Annotated in this window: 13 protein-coding genes and 1 pseudogene; 13 read left to right on the top strand and 1 reads right to left on the bottom strand. The window is 73.2% G+C overall.

Annotated features, from left to right (window positions below; all coding sequences use genetic code 11):
- Window positions 1-30 precede the first annotated feature (30 nt).
- From ssd to E6R62_RS42090, 7 genes are read left to right on the top strand one after another with little or no spacing between them, the layout of a single operon-like run.
- Window positions 31-1,236 (top strand): septum site-determining protein Ssd, encoded by a 1,206-nt coding sequence (gene ssd, locus E6R62_RS30865; RefSeq protein ID WP_240802009.1) that lies wholly within the window; start codon window positions 31-33, stop codon window positions 1,234-1,236.
- Window positions 1,233-2,381, top strand: a complete 1,149-nt coding sequence (locus E6R62_RS30860; protein WP_136216776.1) for a TadA family conjugal transfer-associated ATPase — start codon at window positions 1,233-1,235, stop codon at window positions 2,379-2,381. The genes ssd and E6R62_RS30860 overlap by 4 nt, the downstream gene beginning before the upstream one ends.
- The gene (locus tag E6R62_RS30855) at window positions 2,378-3,280 is read left to right on the top strand and encodes a type II secretion system F family protein (RefSeq protein ID WP_240802008.1); all 903 of its coding nucleotides are present in this window, start codon (window positions 2,378-2,380) and stop codon (window positions 3,278-3,280) included. The genes E6R62_RS30860 and E6R62_RS30855 overlap by 4 nt, the downstream gene beginning before the upstream one ends.
- Window positions 3,280-4,053, top strand: a complete 774-nt coding sequence (locus E6R62_RS30850; RefSeq protein WP_136216775.1) for a type II secretion system F family protein — start codon at window positions 3,280-3,282, stop codon at window positions 4,051-4,053. The genes E6R62_RS30855 and E6R62_RS30850 overlap by 1 nt, the downstream gene beginning before the upstream one ends.
- 49 nt (window positions 4,054-4,102) lie before the next feature.
- Window positions 4,103-4,300 carry a DUF4244 domain-containing protein gene (locus E6R62_RS30845; RefSeq protein ID WP_136216774.1) on the top strand — a complete coding sequence of 66 codons (198 nt, stop codon included), beginning with the start codon at window positions 4,103-4,105 and terminating at the stop codon, window positions 4,298-4,300.
- The gene (locus E6R62_RS30840; RefSeq protein ID WP_136216773.1) at window positions 4,287-4,664 is read left to right on the top strand and encodes a TadE family type IV pilus minor pilin; all 378 of its coding nucleotides are present in this window, start codon (window positions 4,287-4,289) and stop codon (window positions 4,662-4,664) included. Before E6R62_RS30845 ends, E6R62_RS30840 begins: the two co-directional genes overlap by 14 nt.
- The gene (locus E6R62_RS42090; RefSeq protein ID WP_306432488.1) at window positions 4,661-5,404 is read left to right on the top strand and encodes an Rv3654c family TadE-like protein; all 744 of its coding nucleotides are present in this window, start codon (window positions 4,661-4,663) and stop codon (window positions 5,402-5,404) included. The genes E6R62_RS30840 and E6R62_RS42090 overlap by 4 nt, the downstream gene beginning before the upstream one ends.
- A gap of 412 nt (window positions 5,405-5,816) precedes the next feature.
- Here the strand turns inward: E6R62_RS42090 and E6R62_RS30830 are convergent.
- Window positions 5,817-8,325 (bottom strand): annotated as a pseudogene (locus E6R62_RS30830) (DEAD/DEAH box helicase).
- 81 nt (window positions 8,326-8,406) lie between these two features.
- Here E6R62_RS30830 and bldG point away from each other — a divergent pair.
- The 6 genes from bldG (at window position 8,407) to topA (ending at window position 18,414) form a co-directional block, all read left to right on the top strand.
- Window positions 8,407-8,748, top strand: coding sequence for an anti-sigma factor antagonist BldG (bldG, locus tag E6R62_RS30825; protein ID WP_030028781.1), 342 nt, complete (start codon window positions 8,407-8,409; stop codon window positions 8,746-8,748).
- A 169-nt stretch (window positions 8,749-8,917) separates the two neighbouring features.
- The gene (locus E6R62_RS30820; protein ID WP_136216771.1) at window positions 8,918-9,358 is read left to right on the top strand and encodes an ATP-binding protein; all 441 of its coding nucleotides are present in this window, start codon (window positions 8,918-8,920) and stop codon (window positions 9,356-9,358) included.
- A gap of 569 nt (window positions 9,359-9,927) precedes the next feature.
- Window positions 9,928-12,333, top strand: a complete 2,406-nt coding sequence (locus E6R62_RS30815) for a sodium-translocating pyrophosphatase (RefSeq protein ID WP_136216770.1) — start codon at window positions 9,928-9,930, stop codon at window positions 12,331-12,333.
- A 197-nt stretch (window positions 12,334-12,530) separates the two neighbouring features.
- The gene (locus E6R62_RS30810; protein WP_136216769.1) at window positions 12,531-13,088 is read left to right on the top strand and encodes a small secreted protein; all 558 of its coding nucleotides are present in this window, start codon (window positions 12,531-12,533) and stop codon (window positions 13,086-13,088) included.
- A gap of 420 nt (window positions 13,089-13,508) precedes the next feature.
- A complete protein-coding gene (locus E6R62_RS30805) occupies window positions 13,509-15,038 on the top strand; it encodes a methyltransferase (RefSeq protein ID WP_136216768.1) in 1,530 nt (509 codons plus the stop codon).
- Window positions 15,039-15,573: 535 nt separating this feature from the next.
- The gene (gene topA / locus E6R62_RS30800) at window positions 15,574-18,414 is read left to right on the top strand and encodes a type I DNA topoisomerase (RefSeq protein WP_136216767.1); all 2,841 of its coding nucleotides are present in this window, start codon (window positions 15,574-15,576) and stop codon (window positions 18,412-18,414) included.
- Window positions 18,415-18,646 lie beyond the last annotated feature (232 nt).

Raw genomic sequence — 18,646 nt, 5'->3', positions numbered from 1 at the left:
AGGAGGGCGCCGAGCCGGACGGGGGGACCCGTGCCCGGTGGCGGGCGGCCCCTGATCATCACCGAGGATCCCCTGCTGCTCGACGACCTGTTGCGGTTGTGCGCCGCGGCGGGCGCCGAACCGTACGTGCACCACGCGGTGCCCGAGCAAAGCGGAACGCTCGGCGATACGAGTGCCGCGCGGGTCGGGTGGGACCTCGCGGGTGTCAGTGGCGCGAGCGGCGATCGCTCGAACGGCGTCAACACCGGGGGCATCATCGGCGAGGACGTGGCTCCGTCCCGCGGCGGCACGGGGTGGGAATCCGCGCCCCTCGTCCTGGTCGGGGACGACGCTGCCCGGCGGGTGCGTGGAGCGCCGCGGCGGGACGGGGTGTTCCTCGTCGGAAGGGACCTGGACGACCCCGGGGTGTGGCAGCGGGCGGTGGAGATCGGTGCCGAGGAGGTGCTGCGGCTGCCCGACGCCGAGAGCAGGCTCGTCGACCGCATCGCCGATGTGGTGGAAGGGGCAGGTCGGCCCGCGCTCGCCGTGGGTGTGATCGGCGGCAGCGGCGGGGCCGGCGCCTCCACCCTGGCTTGCGCTCTCGCTGTCAGGGCGGCCCGGGCCGGAGAGCGGACCATCCTCATCGACGGAGACCCGCTCGGCGGTGGGATGGACGTGTTGCTGGGAGGCGAGGGCGCCGAGGGGCTGCGCTGGCCGGACTTCGCCGGGTCGCGGGGGCGGGTGGGCGCGGGCGCCCTGGAGGAATCCCTGCCCGAGTTGCACGCCCTCAGGGTGCTGAGTTGGGACCGCGGGGACCGGGTCGTCGTACCGCCCGCCGCGATGCGGTCGGTGGTGGCCGCGGCCCGGCGCCGTGGCGGGGTGGTCGTGGTCGACCTGCCGCGGAGGGTGGACGAGGCCGTAGCCGAGGTGTTGGCCCAGTTGGACCTGGTGTTGATGGTGGTGCCGGGTGAGCTGCGAGCCGTGGCGGCCGCGAGGCGGGTGGCTGCCGGGGTGCGGATGGTGGCCCGGGATGTGCGCGTCGTCGTACGGGGCCGCTGCCCCGACGGGCTCGACGCCGAAGCGGTCGCCGACCTGCTGGGGGCTCCGCTGGCGGGGGTGGTGCCGGTGGAGGTGGGGCTTCCCGGGCGGGTGGCCGAAGGGGAACCGCCGGGGGCGCGGGGGCGAAGCGCGCTCGCCCGGTTCTGTGACGGCTTCTGGCAGCGGGCGCTCTGCTCCGCCCAGGGGGTGCCGGCATGAGCGCGGTACTGCTGGACGCGGTGCGGCAGCGGCTCGCCGAGAGCGGGGCGGAGCCGACCCCGGCCGGGGTGGCGGCCGCACTTCGGGCGCAGGGCAGGCTGCTCGGGGACGCGGAAGTACTGGGCGTGGCGGCGGAGTTACGGTCGGAGTTGGTCGGAGCGGGCCCGCTGGAGACGTTGCTCTCCGATCCGGAGGTCACCGATGTGCTGGTGGCGGCCCCGGACCGGGTGTGGGTGGACCGCGGTGGCGGGCTGGAACTGACCGGGGTGACCTTCGCCGACGCGGAGGCGGTGCGCCGCCTGGCCCAGCGGCTGGCGGCGGTCGCGGGCAGGCGGCTGGACGACGCCCGGCCCTGGGTGGACGCCCGGATGCCGGACGGTACCCGGCTGCATGCCGTGCTGCCACCGGTGGCGGTCGGATCGGCGTGCCTGTCGCTGCGGGTGGTTCGACCCAAGGCGTTCACGCTGGACGAGTTGGTGGCCGCGGGCACGCTGCCGCCGGGCGGGCAGACGCTGTTGGCGGCGGTGATCGAGGCCCGGTTGTCGTTCCTCGTCTCCGGTGGGACGGGGACGGGCAAGACCACCCTGCTCAGTGCCTTGCTGGGGTTGGTCGGCCCGGGCGAGCGGATCGCGCTCGCCGAGGACTCGGCAGAACTGCGACCCGACCATCCGCATGTGGTGCGGTTGGAGACCCGCCCCGCCAATCAGGAGGGGGCGGGGCTGGTCACCCTGGCGGACCTGGTCCGGCAGGCGCTCCGGATGCGCCCCGACCGGTTGGTGGTCGGAGAGGTTCGGGGCGCCGAGGTGGCGGACCTGTTGGCCGCCCTGAACACGGGACACGAAGGCGGGTGCGGCACGGTCCACGCCAATGCCGCGGCGCACGTACCGGCCCGGCTGGAGGCGCTCGGGACGGCGGCGGGGCTCGACAGGGCCGCCCTGCACAGCCAGTTGGCGGCGGCCCTCGCCTTGGTGGTGCACCTGGTACGGGACCGGTCGGGGCGCCGCCGGGTCGCCGAGGTGCATGTGCTGGAGCGGAATCCGGCCGGTCTGGTGGTCACGGTACCCGCGCTGCGTTGGGGTGCCCGGGGCTTCGTACGGGAGCACGGCTGGGACCGGCTCGACGCGTTGCTGGGCGGTGTCCGGTGAGCGCCGGGGAGCTGACGGCGGCGGGCTCCGTGGCCTCCCTGCCCGTGTTCGCCGGGCTGCTGTGTGCCGGCACCGCGGCGTGGCTGCTGGCCGGGGGCGACCAGGTCTCGCGGCGGGCCCGGTTGGTGCTGGGCGGAGGCGGTCCGGTGGTGCCGGGGGGTCCGGTGAGCTGGGAGCGGCTGGCGATCGCGGTGCGGGTACGGGCCGCGCGGTGGCGGGAGTGGGCCGGTCTGGGAGTGGGCCTGCTGGTGGCACTGCTCGGCGGATCGGTGATCCCCCTGGTGCTGGGAGCGGTCTCGGTGCCGCTGGTGCGGAGATGGCTGCGGGTCCGGGAGCGGGAGCGGGCCCGGGCCGGGCGGGCCGCCGATGTGGTGGCGCTGTGCGGGGCCGCCGTGGGGGAACTACGGGCGGGCGCGCAGCCCGGGCAGGCCCTGACCGCGGCGATCCGGCGGACGGCGGCGGGGGAAGGCCGGGTCGGCGCGGCGGAACCCGGGGTGCTGGCGGCCGCCGCGTTCGGCGGTGATGTGGCGGCGGCGCTGCGCGAGGCGGCGCGGGAGCCGGGTGCGGAGGGGCTGGCCGGGATGGCGGCCTGCTGGCGCGTGTCGGTGGACGGCGGAGCCGGCCTCGCGGCCGGGTTGGAGCGGCTCGAAGGGGCGTTGCGGGCCGAACGGGACCGACAGGAGTCGCTGCGCGCGCAGTTGGCCGGAGCCCGGTCGACCGCGGTGGTGCTGGCGCTGCTGCCGCTGGTGGGGCTGCTGATGGGCACGGCGCTGGGCGCGGAGCCCCTGCGGGTGCTGCTGCACACCTCGATGGGGTGGGGCTGCCTGTTGGCCGGTGGGGTGCTGGAGGCGCTGGGGCTGCTGTGGTGCCGGCGGATCGTACGGATGGGGGAGCGGTGATGGGCGGTTCGGGGGTTCACCGGCTGGCGATGGCGCTCTGTCTCGGGGTGGTGGTGCTGTGCCTGGCGTCGGTGGTGGCGGCGCGGCTGCGAGAGCGTGCGGCCCGCCTTCGGATAGCGGCGCTGCTGGCGCTGCGGGCGCCCCGGCCGGGGCCTGTTCGGAGCGTGCGGATACGCGCCCTGGCCACGGCATGGGCCGGGCCGGCGGGGGCGGTGGTGGCGTGCTGGGTGCTGGTCGGGGGGTTGACGGGGGCGCTGCTCGGCTGTGGGGCCGCGTTCGGTGTACGGCGGGTGCTGCGGCGTCGCCCCGACGTCGGGGTGGACCCGGCCGAGGCGGACAGGCAGTTGCCGTTCGCGGCGGACCTGCTCGCCGCGTGTCTGGCGGCCGGGGCCGGGCCGGTGGAAGCGGCCGAGGTGGTCGGCGAGTCCCTGGGCGGCCCGGTCGGTGAGCGGTTGGCGTTGGCCGGGGCGGAGCTGCGGCTCGGCGGCGAACCGGGATCGGCGTGGGGGAGGTTGGCGGAGATACCGGGTGCCCGAACTCTGGCGGAGTGCCTGGAGCGGGCCGCCCGTACCGGGGCGCCGGCCGCCGAGCCGGTCTCTCGCCTGGCGGCGGCCCTGCGGGGCGACCGGGTCCGTCAGGCCGGTGCCAGGGCGCAGCGGGCGGCGGTGCTCATCACCGCACCGGTGGGGCTGTGTTTCCTCCCCGCGTTTCTCGCGCTGGGAGTGGCGCCCGTGGTGATCGGCATGGCCTCCGGTCTCCTTTCGGGCAGTTGAGATCACCAGCTGAAAACAGATCAAGAACGTAATCCAACAGGAGGCTGTAATGAAGATCATCTGGATTCGGGTACGGGCCGCGCTGAGTGGTCGTCACCGTGATGCCGGGATGTCGACTTCCGAATACGCCATGGGCACGATCGCGGCCTGTGCGTTCGCCGCCGTTCTGTACAAGGTGGTGACGAGCGACGTGGTGTCGACGGCGCTCCAGTCGACCATCGGGAAGGCGCTCGATGTGCCCTTCTGAGGGAATTTCGCGGCGAATCGGAGACCGCGGATATGTGACGGCGGAAGCTGCCCTGGTGATCCCGGCGCTCGTGCTGTTCGCGGCGTTGCTGGTGTGGGCGTTGATGGCGGCGGCCGCGCAGATCCGCTGCGTGGACGCGGCGCGGGCCGGGGCCCGCGCCGCGGCCCGGTCGGAACCGGCGGAGGTGACGGTGGCGGCGGTCAAGGCGGCCGCGCCGCCGGGGGCGGAGGTGGGGCTGGAGCGGGAGGGCGACCTCTGGCGGGTCCGCGTGTCGGCGCCCGCTCCCGGACCGGGCGGGCTGCCGGTCCGCCTGGGCGCCCAGGCGGTGGCCTTGGCGGAGGACAGCGTGGGGCCGCCGCCGTGAGCCGGGACCGGGGCTCGGCCACTGTGTGGGCCGCGCTGGTGACGACCGTGTTGGGGGCTGTGTTCGGGGGTGTGCTGCTGCTGGGCCAGGCGGTCGTGGCACGCCACCGCGCGGCGGCCGCGGCGGATCTGGCGTCCCTCGCGGCGGCGACCGCCTGGGCACACGGCCCGGAGGCCGCCTGCGCCGCGGCCGTTCGGGTGGCCCGGGCCCAGGGGGCGACCCTGGCGGAGTGCCGCCTAGGGGGCGAGGTGGCGGAAGTGGAGGCCCGCGTCCCATTGGGCCCCTTCACCCCCTCGTCCCTCGCCCGCGCGGGCCCGCCCGCGCCGGTCACAGCGCGAGCCGGGCCCTCCGGGCCGGTGACCGGCGATCCGGGCGGGCGGGGCGGGTGGCGGTCCGTGTGGGGCCAGCAGGGCGTGTGGCGTCCGTGCCGGGGCCGGCGGGGCGGGTCGCGGTCCGTGTGGGGTCGTCTGGATGGGGGGTGCGGTCCATGTGAGGGTGGCGGTTCGTGCGGGGCCGGCGGGGCGGGTGGCGGTTCGTGCGGGGCCGGCGGGGCGGGTGGCGGTCCGTGTGGGGCCAGCAGGGCGTGTGGCGTCCGTGCCGGGGCCGGCGGGGTGGGTGGCTCTCCATGTGGGCCGGCCGGACGGTGGCGGTCCGGTCTGGCGGGGTCGTCCGGTCCCGTCACGGTCCGAGCCGGTCCGTCCGGTGCGGTCGCCGTCCGGCTGGGGTCGCGGCTGTCCTGACCGCTCTCCGCGGCCCGGGTTCGGCCAGGGGTAGCCCCTACGAACGCACGCGAGCCTGTACGTGGGCACGGTGCCGGCCGGACCTGGGCGGGGCGCGGGCGGGCAGTCACGGGCCGGGCCGGTTCGGGCCGCCCCGAGCCGGGAGGATCCCGCCGGGCTCGGACGGGGTTTCCAACGGCCGACGCCCATCAGCCGAGGGCGGAGCGGGGGGCACCCGCGGTGCCCCGGGCACCGCTGCGGGTGGTCCTGGGACGCGCCGGTCCGCGCCCGGGCCCGCGCGGGGCCGGTCGGTGGCCGCCGGCCGGGCGGGGCACCCGGGCCGTGCCGCTCCGGCCAGGGATGTACGGGACCCGGGGGTGCCCGGGGCGCGCGCCGCGCGGGCTGTGGGCGTCCGGCGGCCGAGCCCCTCCGGTCACCGGGGTCCGAGGTCGTCCGGAGTCGTGGGGTCATTCCGCATAGCGGGGTCCGTGGGCTCCGGGGCTTCCGTCAGGAGGCGGGTGAGGAGGCGGATCGCGCCGCGCTTGTGGAGCGGGTCGTTGCCGTTGCCGCACTTGGGGGACTGGATGCAGGAGGGGCAGCCGGCCGTGCACTCGCAGGCGGCGATGGCGTCGCGGGTCGCCGTCAGCCAGGCGTGGGCGGTGTGGAAGGCCCGCTCCGCGAAGCCCGCGCCGCCGGGGTGGCCGTCGTAGACGAACACGGTCGGCAGCAGGGTGTCCGGATGGAGCGGGACGGATACCCCACCGATGTCCCAGCGGTCGCAGGTGGCGAACAGCGGGAGCAGCCCGATGGAGGCGTGCTCGGCGGCGTGCAGGGCGCCTCCGAGGATCTCCGGCGAGATCCGGGCCTCGTCCAACTGGTCCTCGGTGACCGTCCACCACACGGCCCGCGTGCGCAGGGTGCGCGGGGGAAGGTCCAGCTTGGCCTCCCCGAGCACCTCCCCGGACAGCAGCCTGCGCCGCAGGTAGGAGACGACCTGGTTGGTGACCTCGACGGAGCCGAAGCAGAGCCGTCCCCTCCCCCAGGGGATCTCGTGCTCGGTCTCCAGCACCGAGATGGCGGTCGTGTCCCGGGCGGTCGTCGAGAACGGCGGGCTGGCCTCCTCCACCAAGGCCACCGAGTCCTCCAGGTCCAGGTGCTTCACCAGGTAGGTACGGCCCTGGTGGAGGTGGACGGCGCCGTCGTGGACGGCGGTGTGGGAGGCGGACTCGTCCACCGTGCCGAGCAGCCGACCCGTGGCGGCCTCCACGATCTGCACCGGGCCCCCGCCCCCGCCCCGGATGTCGGTGAGGTCCGAGGCGCGCTCCCGCCGGGTCCAGTGCCAGGCCGTCGCCCGGCGCCGGAGCAGCTTCGCGGCCTCCAGCTGGGGGAGCAGCTCGCCCGCGGACGGGCCGAACAGGGCCAGGTCGGTCTCCGTCAACGGAAGCTCCGCCGCGGCGGCGCACAGGTGCGGTGCCAGTACGTACGGGTTGTCGGGGTCCAGGACGGTGGCTTCCACCGGTCGGCGGAACAGAGCCTCGGGGTGGTGGACGAGGTAGGTGTCCAGCGGGTCGTCCCGGGCGACGAGGATCGCCAGCGCCCCCTGCCCCGTGCGCCCGGCCCGGCCCGCCTGCTGCCACAGGGAGGCCCGGGTGCCCGGGTAGCCGGTGATCAGCACGGCGTCGAGGCCCGACACGTCCACGCCCAGTTCCAGCGCGGTGGTCGCGGCCAGCCCCAGCAGCTCCCCCGAGTGCAGGGCCCGCTCCAGGGCGCGCCGTTCCTCCGGCAGATATCCGCCCCGGTACGCGGCGACCCGCCCGGGCAGCGAACGGTCCACCGCCGCGAGCCGCTCCTGGGCGATCACCGAAATCAGCTCGGCGCCGCGCCGGGACCGGACGAAGGCGACCGTGCGGACCCCCTGGACCACCAGGTCGGTCAGCAGGTCGGCGGTCTCGGCCGTGGCGGTGCGGCGCACCGGCGCGCCCCGCTCGCCCTTGAGGTCGGTGAGCGGGGGCTCCCAGAGGGCGAAGACCACCTCGCCGCGCGGCGAGGCGTCGTCGGCGACCTCGGTGACCGCCATCCCCGTCAGTCTGGACGCCGCGGCCGCCGGGTCACTGGCGGTGGCGGAGGCCAGCAGGAAGACCGGCTCGGAGCCGTAGCGCGCGCACAGCCGGCGCAGCCGTCGCAGCACCTGCGCCACGTGGGACCCGAATACCCCCCGGTAGGTGTGGCACTCGTCGATCACCACGTAGCGCAGCGCCTTCAGGAACGAGGACCAGCGCGGGTGGGCCGGAAGGATGCCCCGGTGCAGCATGTCGGGGTTGGTGAGGACGTAGTTCGCGTACTGGCGGACCCATTCGCGTTCCTCCACCGGCGTGTCCCCGTCGTACACGGCGGGCCGGATCGCGTTGCCCAGCGGCGCGGCCAGTTCCCGGACCGCCCGCCGCTGATCGGCCGCCAGGGCCTTGGTCGGAGCCAGGTAGAGCGCGGTCGCCCCCCGGCCGTTGGGCGCCTGCGCGCCGTCTGCGAGGGCGGACAGGACGGGCGCCAGGTATGCCAGGGACTTGCCGGAGGCCGTGCCGGTGGCGACGACGACGGAGGTGCCGTCCAGGGCGTGCTCGGCGGCTTCTGCCTGGTGGGCCCAGGGATGCTCGATCCCGGCGGCCGCGATGGCCGCTACTACATCTGATCGAATACGGTCCGGCCAGACCGCATGACGACCCGCCCGAGGGGGCAAGTGCTCCGTATGGGTGATGCGCGCAGCCCGGGATGGCCCCGCTGCCAGCCGGTCCAAGACCGTGCCGGGGGTGGGTCGTGTGTCCGCGTGAGCCGTGGGCCGACCGGGACCGTGAGTATTGGCCATGTGGAACCGAGTGTGTCACTGGCGTGCGGGACAATGGTCCCAAGGCGTCGTGCGCGCCTGCCGGTAAGTGATTGAATGCCATCGCGGCAGCCAATCCCTCCTCTACCTTCGGGTAGGGAGGCCCCTGGGGGGCGCCGCTCGATAGCAAGGTGCTGGAGGATCCGTGGACCTGTCCCTGTCGACTCGCACTGTCGGCGACCGCACGGTCGTAGAGGTCGGTGGCGAGATTGATGTGTATACCGCGCCCAAGCTGCGCGAGCAGTTGGTGGAGTTGGTGAACGACGGCAGCTACCACTTGGTTGTCGACATGGAGCGAGTGGACTTCCTCGACTCCACCGGCCTCGGTGTGCTCGTGGGAGGCCTCAAGCGCGTTCGCGCGCACGAGGGCTCGCTGCGTCTGGTCTGCAACCAGGAGCGCATCCTGAAGATCTTCCGTATCACCGGTCTGACGAAGGTGTTCCCGATCCACACCACTGTGGACGACGCCGTCAACGCCACCGACTGACGCTCACTGGCGGCGACCAGCCGTCAGGGAGCCGACGACGGGCGGGGGTACCGGGCCATGGGCGGTCCGGGCCCCTGTAAGGCACGCCCGGGCCCCGTTCGGGCCCGAGCCCGCGCCCGTAGTTCGAGGCGCCGTAGTCCTAGGCGCCCGTAGTCCGAGGGGGACGCGCATGGCCACCGTTGAACTCCGCTTCAGCGCCCAGCCCGAACACGTCCGGACGGCCCGTTTGGTGGCCGCCGCCGTGGCGCGCCGGGCCGGTGTGGAGGAAGCAGTCCTCGACGAGGTTCGCCTCGCCGTCGGGGAGGCCTGCTCGCGTGCCGTCGGGTTGCACCGGAGCAACGGGCTCACCGCGCCCGTCCGCGTCGTGTTGACCGAGGAGGAGAAGCTGTTCTCCATCGAGGTCGGCGACGGGGTCCCCGGGCCGGCCGGTGGTCCGTCCGATGCCGTGCCGGGGATCGAAGCCGTCCTGGACCCCGACATCGAGGGCGAGGACGAGATGGGTCTGGCCGTCATCAGCGGGCTCGTGGACGACGTCGAGGTGACCAGCGGCGAAGCGGGCGGGACCATTCGGATGACCTGGCCGGTCGCGCCGGTCACCGCCCTGCCGTAGTCCCGTCGTAGCCCTGCCGGCGGCCTTGCTCCCGGCCTGCCGTTGCTCCGCCGGGGCGGCCTGCTCCCCGTCCTGGCCCAGGCCTGCCGACACCCGGCCCCCGCCCTGCTGTGGCCCCACCTCCGGCGCGGCGCGATGTCCCCTGCCCCGCGATGTCCCCTGCCCCGCGGTGTCGGCCTGCCGGGCGTGGCGCGGGTCTCGGCCTCGCCGTGGTGGGGTCGGGTGGGGTGGTGCGGTCCGGCCTTGGGCTCCGGGGCGGGGGGTGCCGACCCGCCGTGGTGGTGTCGGGTGCCCGTGTCATCGTATCTTCCGATCTTTATCAAAGCCCTGCCGAGCAGGGCTTTTTCCGTTTTCCGGAGCAGGTCGTCGGGAATGTCCGGCGAAATGATCAGCTCAATGATCCACCGTCAATGCCTTTGCCCCATTACCACTTTCGAGGGTAAAGGAGTGACGGGATCTATTGGTGAGGAGCAAGAGCAGGCCAATTCCGTTTCCCGCCCACTGTTTTGATCAGGTCGCGCTCCCTACAATCCGTCCACATCTTGAGCTCATCACGTCAAGGAGGACGAATGACGGGGCTCTTCACCCCCAACGCGCCGATCGGGAACTCCGATCTGGCCGCCGCAGTACTCACCGATGACAATCGCCTCATCGTCATGGTGATCGCCGCGGTCGCACTCGCCGCACTCGTCGTCGCGCAGATCCTGGTCCGCCAGGTGCTCGCCGCCGACGAGGGCACCGACAGCATGAAGAAGATCGCCGCCGCGGTTCAGGAAGGCGCCAACGCCTACCTCGGCCGACAACTGCGCACGCTCGGCGTTTTCGCCGTCGTCGTTTTCTTCCTGCTCTTCCTGCTCCCCGCCGACGACTGGTCCCAGCGGTCCGGCCGGTCCGCCTTCTTCCTCGTCGGCGCCCTCTTCTCGGCCGCAACCGGTTACATCGGCATGCGCCTGGCCGTGCGCGCGAACGTCCGTGTCGCCGCCGCCGCCCGCGAGGCGACCCCCGCCGCGGGCGGGCCCGCCAAGGACCTGACCGAGGTGTCCCACAAGGCGATGAGGATCGCCTTTCGCACGGGCGGTGTGGTCGGCATGTTCACCGTCGGCCTCGGCCTGCTCGGTGCCTCGTGCGTCGTGCTCGTGTACGCCGCCGACGCGCCCAAGGTCCTGGAGGGCTTCGGTCTCGGCGCGGCCCTCATCGCGATGTTCATGCGCGTGGGCGGCGGCATCTTCACCAAGGCCGCCGACGTGGGCGCCGACCTGGTCGGCAAGGTCGAGCAAGGCATTCCGGAGGACGACCCGCGTAATGCCGCGACCATCGCCGACAATGTGGGCGACAACGTCGGCGACTGCGCGGGGATGGCGGCCGACCTCTTCGAGTCGTACGCCGTCACCCTCGTGGCCGCGCTCATCCTCGGCAAGGCCGCCTTCGGCGACCTGGGCCTGGCCTTCCCGCTGATCGTCCCGGCCATCGGCGTGATCACCGCGATGATCGGCATCTTCGCGGTCTCGCCGCGCCGCTCGGACCGCAGCGGAATGGCCGCGATCAACCGCGGGTTCTTCATCTCCGCGGTGATCTCGCTGGTGCTCGTCGCGGTCGCCGTCTACGTGTACCTGCCGGCGACCTACAAGGAACTCGTCGGCGTCGAGAACCCCGCGATCACCAGCCACAGCGGCGACCCGCGCGTCCTCGCCGTCGTCGCCGTCGCCATCGGCATCGTGCTCGCGGCCCTGATCCAGCAGCTGACCGGCTACTTCACCGAGACCAACCGCCGTCCCGTCCGGGACATCGGCAAGTCCTCGCTGACCGGCGCGGCCACCGTCGTCCTCGCCGGCATCTCGGTCGGCCTGGAGTCCGCCGTCTACACCGCGCTGCTCATCGGGCTCGGCGTCTACGGGGCGTTCCTGCTCGGCGGCGCGTCGATCACGCTGGCGCTCTTCGCGGTGGCACTGGCCGGCACCGGTCTGCTGACCACGGTCGGCGTCATCGTCGCCATGGACACCTTCGGACCGGTCTCCGACAACGCCCAGGGCATCGCCGAGATGTCGGGCGACGTGCAGGGCGCGGGCGCACAGGTGCTCACCGACCTCGACGCCGTCGGCAACACCACCAAGGCCATCACCAAGGGCATCGCCATCGCCACCGCCGTCCTGGCGGCGGCCGCGTTGTTCGGCTCGTACAACGACGCCATCGCGACCGCCGTGAAGGAGGTCGGGGCCAAGGCCGGGGAGATGAACCTCAGCCTGGACATCGCCCAGCCCAACAACCTGGTCGGTCTGATCCTCGGCGCGGCCGTCGTGTTCCTGTTCTCCGGCCTGGCCATCAACGCCGTGTCCCGCTCCGCGGGCGCGGTCGTCTACGAGGTGCGCCGGCAGTTCCGCGAGCACCCCGGGATCATGGACTACTCGGAGAAGCCCGAGTACGGCCGCGTCGTCGACATCTGCACCAAGGACGCGCTGCGCGAGCTCGCCACGCCCGGTCTGCTCGCCGTCCTCACCCCGATCGCCGTCGGGTTCTCGCTCGGCGTGGGCGCGCTCGGTTCGTTCCTCGCGGGCGCCATCGGCACGGGCACGCTGATGGCCGTCTTCCTCGCCAACTCCGGTGGCGCGTGGGACAACGCGAAGAAGCTGGTCGAGGACGGTCACCACGGCGGCAAGGGCAGTGAGGCCCACGCCGCGACCGTGATCGGCGACACCGTCGGCGACCCGTTCAAGGACACCGCCGGTCCGGCGATCAACCCGCTGCTGAAGGTCATGAATCTGGTGGCGCTGCTGATCGCGCCGGCGGTCGTGCAGTTCAGCTACGGCGCGGACACCAGCGCCACGGTGCGGGCGATCGTCGCGGTCCTCGCGATTGTGGTCATCATCACCGCGGTGTACATCTCGAAGCGGCGCGGCATCGCCGTGGGCGACGACACGGAGGGCGGCACGGCCGAGCGGGTGGCCCAGCCTTCCGCCGACGCCGCGACCGTCTCCTGACGGGCTCTGACCGGGTCTTCGCGGGTCCCTGAGCGGCCGACCCGGTCACTCGACCGGGCTCCGGGTGCCCGGGCTCGAAGGTACGCCCGAACGGCGGACGGGCGGCGCGGACTCACGCGCCGTCCGTCCGCGTTTGCATGTCACCCGATGGCCGGCGTGTATCTTCCGGGCCGAGAGCCTTCGAAGGGACCAATCCGGTGAACAAGAAGTTTGCGACCGCGGTGTCCGGCGGTGCGGTACTGATGCTCGTGCTGTCCGGGTGCGGCGGGGACGACGGCGACAAGAAGGCCGACGCATGGGCCAAGAAGGTCTGTGACGCCTGGCAGCCCGAGCTGTCGAAGATCGAGGCCGGCAACGTCGACATCAAGCGGGTGGCCACGGAGAGCAGCAAGCCGGAGGACGTCCAGAAGACCGACTCGGCCGCCTTCCAGGTCATGTCCGACGCGTACAAGGCGATGGGGACCGCTCTGGCCGGCGCCGGGGTTCCGCCCGTCAAGGACGGTGCGCAGACCCAGAGCACGGCCGTGAAGGGCTTCGAGTCGACGTCGAAGGGCTACGCCGACCTGAAGGTCAAGATGGACGCCCTCGACGCCAAGGACCAGACGAAGTTCGCCGAGGGGCTCAAGGACGTCGCGGGTGGCCTGGAGACGGCGACCCAGGGCGGCAAGGAAGCCCTGGACAAGCTGAAGTCGGGCGGCCTGGACAAGGCGATGAACGGCCAGAAGGGCTGCCAGGTCCAGACGACGGCGAAGTAGCGCCCGCTGCCCGGGGCCGCCGCGCACCACTGCCGAGGTGCGTGCGGGGCGGGTCCGGATCGGCGAGCCGGCGGCCGATCCCCGGTTGACCGTCGTACGTCGACACGGGCGGCCGGGGTCGGAGGCGACCCCCGGCCACCCGCCTTGGCCCTCGCCTCCCGCGCCGGCCCACCGCCGCCGGCCGACGAGCGGTCGTCGGCCCACCACAACCGCCACCGTCGTCGTCGCCGCCACCGTCGTCGTCGCCACCGTTGTCGGCCGACGACCGCTCGTCGGTCTCGCGGCGCGGCCCACGATCACTCGTCGACCGCTCCCGCCGGGGCGGCACCCGACACCGTCCCTGCCCTGTGCGGCGGTGTCGCCGGCGGAACACGGCCGCGCGGCACACGCATTGTCGGAGTCACCGGCCACAATGGGCGGGTGAGTACCACCAGCCTTCCCTCGCCCGACCGCGCCGCCGAGCTCCGCACCGCCCTGCTGTCCGCCGGCTTCACCGCCGACGGGCTGCTCGACCTGCTCGGCGCCCCCGCCTACGCCGCGCTGGCCCGCAGCGAGACGGTTCCGGCCCTGCGCGCCACCCGGGACACCGCCGACTCCCCGCTCGCCACCCTGGTCCGGCTGTTCCTGCTCCAGCAGCCGGTGTCCTCGGTGCGGGCGGAGGCCGCGCTGCCCGTCGAGGCGGCGCTCGCCGACGGCTGGCTGCGCCGGGAGCAGACCACGGAGGGCGAGGACACCGTCCGCGCCACCGTCGACGTGCGCCCGTACGGCGGGCCCGACGGGGAGGACTGGTTCATCGTCTCCGACCTGGGCTGCGCCGTGGGCGGGGCCGGCGGGATCGGCAGCCGTGAGGAGGGCGTGGTGCTCGGCGTGGGCGGCGCGTCCACGACGCTGGCCGGGATCACCGTCCGCATCCCCGTCGGGTCGGCCCTGGACCTCGGCACGGGGTCGGGCATCCAGGCCCTGCACGCCGCCCAGCACGCGACGCGGGTCACCGCCACCGACGTCAACCCCAGGGCGCTGGACTTCACCCGGCTGACGCTGGCGCTCTCCGGGGCGCCGGAGGCCGAGCTGCTCGCGGGGTCGCTCTTCGAGCCGGTCGGGGACGCCACGTACGACCTGATCGTGTCGAACCCGCCCTTCGTGATCTCCCCGGGCGCGCGGTTGACGTACCGGGACGGCGGGATGGGCGGTGACGACCTGTGCCGGACCCTCGTCCGGGAGGCGGGCGCCCGCCTCAACCCGGGCGGCTACGCGCAGTTCCTCGGGAACTGGCAGCACGTCGAGGGCGAGGACTGGCGCGACCGGCTCCGCTCCTGGGTGCCGCGCGGCTGCGACGCGTGGATCGTGCAGCGGGACGTGCAGGACGTGACGCAGTACGCCGAGCTGTGGCTGCGGGACGCCGGCGACCACCGCACCGACCCCGCCGAGTACGCGCGACGGTACGAGGACTGGCTGGACGAGTTCGAGGCCCGCAAGACCAAGGCGGTCGGATTCGGCTGGATCACCCTGCGCCGCACGGACGCGGCCGAGCCGTCGATCGTCGTGGAGGAGTGGCCGCACTCGGTGGAGCAGCCGCTCGGCGAGACGGTCCTGGCCCACTTCGCCCGCCAGGACTTCCTGCGCGAGCACGATGACGCCGCCCTGCTGGCCGGGTACTTCGCGCTGGCCGAGGAGGTCGTCCAGGAGCAGGTCGGAGCGCCCGGGGCGGAGGACCCGGAGCACGTGGTGCTCCGGCAGAACCGCGGGATGCGGCGGGCGACCAAGGTGGACACGGTCGGCGCGGGGTTCGCGGGGGTGTGTGACGGCTCACTCAGCGCCGGTCGCATCCTGGACGCGATCGCGCAGCTCATGCAGGAGGACCCGGTCGTCCTGCGCGACCGCACCCCGGAGGCGATCCGGATGCTCGTGGAGCAGGGATTCCTGGAGCCCGTCGCGGCCCCGGGGCGGTAGGCCGGGGGGCCGCGCGGAGCGTGGCGGGGGGGCTCGTACCCCGCGCCGCGCGCCGGTGGTCGCGGGAGTGCGCCCCGGCCGGGCCGTGTCGGTGTCACGCCTGGTCCGTACCGCCGTGCGACCGCCCTCGTACCGGTGCCGGGTCGGCGGTCGGCGGGCCGTCGGCGCGGGCGGGCGAGGCGCCGCCGGGGCCCGGGGCCGGCGCTGGGGGCCGCTGCTCGGGGGCCGCCGGGAAACGCCCTGTGAGCAGGCTCTCCGCGAGCGGGATCGAGACCCCGTCGCGCCGGCCGGGAACCCTGTGACGGCGCAGGTCGGGAGGGGCGCGTGGAGCGGGGCCAGACGGCCCTCCGGCCACTCGGCCCGGTGATCGCCAAGGGTCCGGCGCGGTATCCGGGCGGCAGAACCGGCACTTGTCGGGTTACCGTTCGAGTGGCCGTTGCGGGCTTGTGCCGTTTGACACGGGTGCGGGTTGTACCGTCACACTCCGCAGCGTCGCCGTACCGCGACCGAGTGCCGACCGGAGAGAAGAGCCAAGTTGTCCCCGACTAGCGAGACCGCAAAGGGCGGCCGCCGACTCGTCATCGTCGAGTCCCCTGCCAAGGCGAAGACGATCAAGGGCTACCTCGGCCCGGGATACGTCGTCGAGGCGAGCGTCGGGCACATCCGCGACCTCCCCAGCGGCGCGGCCGAGGTTCCCGACAAGTACACCGGCGAGGTCCGCCGTCTCGGCGTCGACGTCGAGCACGATTTCCAGCCGATCTATGTCGTCAACGCGGACAAGAAGGCGCAGGTCCGCAAGCTCAAGGAACTGCTGGCCGAGTCCGACGAACTCTTCCTCGCCACCGATGAGGACCGCGAGGGCGAAGCCATCGCGTGGCACCTCCAGGAAGTCCTCAAGCCCAAGGTCCCCGTCCACCGGATGGTCTTCCACGAGATCACCAAGGACGCGATCCGCGACGCCGTCGCCAACCCGCGCGAACTGAACCAGCGCATGGTCGACGCCCAGGAGACCCGCCGCATCCTCGACCGCCTCTACGGCTACGAGGTCTCGCCGGTCCTGTGGAAGAAGGTCATGCCGAAGCTGTCGGCGGGCCGCGTCCAGTCGGTGGCCACCCGCCTCGTCGTCGAGCGGGAGCGCGAGCGCATCGCCTTCCGTTCCGCCGAGTACTGGGACCTGACCGGTACCTTCGGCACCGGCCGCGCCGGTGATTCCTCGGACCCCTCCACCCTCGTCGCCCGCCTGAACACGGTCGACGGCAAGCGGGTCGCCCAAGGCCGTGACTTCGGCTCGAACGGGCAGCTAAAGAGCGAGGTCCTGCACCTCGACGAGGCGAACGCGCGGGTCCTGGCCGCCGCGCTGGCCGAGACGTCGTTCGCCGTCCGCTCGGTCGAGTCCAAGCCGTACCGCCGCTCCCCGTACGCCCCGTTCCGTACGACGACGCTCCAGCAGGAGGCCTCGCGCAAGCTGGGCTTCGGCGCGAAGGCGACGATGCAGGTGGCGCAGAAGCTGTACGAGAACGGCTTCATCACCTACATGCGTACGGACTCCACCACGCTCTCCGACACCGCGGTGTCGGCGGCGCGGGCGCAGGTCACGCAGCTGTACGGGGCCGACTACCTGCCGGAGAAGCCGCGCACCTACGCGGGCAAGGTCAAGAACGCCCAGGAGGCGCACGAGGCGATTCGTCCTTCGGGTGATCGTTTCCGCACCCCTGCCGAGACGGGTCTGACCGGCGACCAGTTCCGCCTGTACGAGCTGATCTGGAAGCGGACCGTCGCCTCCCAGATGAAGGACGCGGTCGGCAACTCGGTGACCGTGAAGATCGGTGGGCGGGCCTCGGACGGCCGCGACGCCGAATTCAGCGCCTCGGGCAAGACGATCACCTTCCACGGCTTCATGAAGGCGTACGTCGAGGGCGCGGACGACCCGAACGCGGAGCTCGACGACCGCGAGAAGCGGCTGCCGCAGGTCGCCGAGGGCGACGCGCTGTCGGCCGAGGAGATCACGGCGGACGGGCACTCGACCAAGCCGCCGGCCCGCTACACCGAGGCCTCGCTGGTCAAGGAGCTGGAGGAGCGGGAGATCGGGCGGCCGTCGACGTACGCGTCGATCATCGGCACGATCCTGGACCGCGGCTACGTCTTCAAGAAGGGCACGGCGCTCGTGCCGTCCTTCCTGTCGTTCGCCGTCGTCAACCTGCTGGAGACGCACTTCGGACGGCTCGTCGACTACGACTTCACCGCGAAGATGGAGGACGACCTCGACCGCATCGCGCGGGGCGAGGCCCAGTCCGTGCCGTGGCTGAAGCGGTTCTACTTCGGCGCGGAGGACGCGTCGGAGGTCGTACCGGCCGACGGTGACCACCTCGGCGGTCTCAAGGAGCTCGTCACCGACCTCGGCGCGATCGACGCCCGGGAGATCTCCTCGTTCCCCGTGGGCGACGGCATCGTGCTGCGCGTCGGCCGCTACGGGCCGTACGTCGAGCGCGGTGAGAAGGACGCGGAGGGCCACCAGCGGGCGGACGTCCCCGACGACCTCGCGCCCGACGAGCTGACGACGGACTTCGCGGAGGAGCTCTTCGCGAAGCCGAGCGGCGAGTTCGAGCTGGGCGCCGACCCGGTGAGCGGGAACCAGATCGTCGCGAAGGACGGTCGCTACGGGCCGTACGTGACGGAGATCCTGCCCGAGGGCACGCCCAAGACGGGCAAGAACGCGGTGAAGCCGCGGACGGCCTCGCTGTTCAAGTCGATGTCCCTGGACACGGTGACGCTGGACGACGCGCTGAAGCTGATGTCCCTCCCGCGGGTCGTGGGCGTGGACGCGGAGGGCGTGGAGATCACGGCGCAGAACGGCCGCTACGGGCCCTACCTCAAGAAGGGCACGGACTCGCGGTCGCTGGAGACCGAGGACCAGCTGTTCTCGATCACCCTGGACGAGGCCCTCGCGATCTACGCGCAGCCGAAGCAGCGGGGGCGGGCGGCGGCCAAGCCGCCGCTCAAGGAACTGGGCACGGACCCGGTGAGCGAGAAGCCGGTGGTCGTCAAGGACGGCCGGTTCGGGCCGTACGTGACGGACGGCGAGACGAACGCGACGCTGCGGCGGGACGACGACGTCGAGACGATCACTCCGGAGCGGGGCTACGAGCTGCTCGCGGAGAAGCGGGCGAAGGGGCCGGCGAAGAAGACGGCGAAGAAGGCCCCGGCCAAGAAGGCGCCCGCGAAGAAGGCCGCGGCGACCAAGACCGCCGCGACCAAGACCGCTGCGGCGAAGAAGACCACGGCGAAGAAGACGACGACGGCGGTGAAGAAGACGGCCGCGAAGAAGGCCCCGGCCAAGAAGGCGGCCGTTACGGCGCCGGCGTCGACGGACGAGTAGCGTCCGCTCGGACCCGCGCAGCAGGCATGGTCGGACCCCGGCGCCACGGCGCCGGGGTCCGACCGTCTTCCGGGGTCGCGCGGGGCGCGGTCGCGGCACCGGCCCTGGTCGGACGGGTCGACGGAGGTTGTCCACAGGCCCCCGGCAGTCGCTTGGCGTAGCGGATAGGCTGGGCGGATGACGCGAGCCGAGCAACCACCGGTCGTGACCGCCCCCGAGGACCCCACCTACG

Source organism: Streptomyces sp. A1136, assembly GCF_004795055.1.
GTDB lineage: Bacteria > Actinomycetota > Actinomycetes > Streptomycetales > Streptomycetaceae > Streptomyces.
This window is presented reverse-complemented; position numbering and strand designations above follow the sequence as displayed.

What these genes read in the sequence shown, in the direction of transcription:
- E6R62_RS30850 (WP_136216775.1), top strand. Translation starts at nt 3,280, where the DNA reads ATGGGCGGTTCGGGGGTTCACCGGCTGGCGATGGCGCTCTGTCTCGGG.
- E6R62_RS30815 (WP_136216770.1), top strand. Translation starts at nt 9,928, where the DNA reads ATGACGGGGCTCTTCACCCCCAACGCGCCGATCGGGAACTCCGATCTG.
- E6R62_RS30820 (WP_136216771.1), top strand. Translation starts at nt 8,918, where the DNA reads ATGGCCACCGTTGAACTCCGCTTCAGCGCCCAGCCCGAACACGTCCGG.
- E6R62_RS30840 (WP_136216773.1), top strand. Translation starts at nt 4,287, where the DNA reads ATGTGCCCTTCTGAGGGAATTTCGCGGCGAATCGGAGACCGCGGATAT.
- E6R62_RS30845 (WP_136216774.1), top strand. Translation starts at nt 4,103, where the DNA reads ATGAAGATCATCTGGATTCGGGTACGGGCCGCGCTGAGTGGTCGTCAC.
- E6R62_RS30860 (WP_136216776.1), top strand. Translation starts at nt 1,233, where the DNA reads ATGAGCGCGGTACTGCTGGACGCGGTGCGGCAGCGGCTCGCCGAGAGC.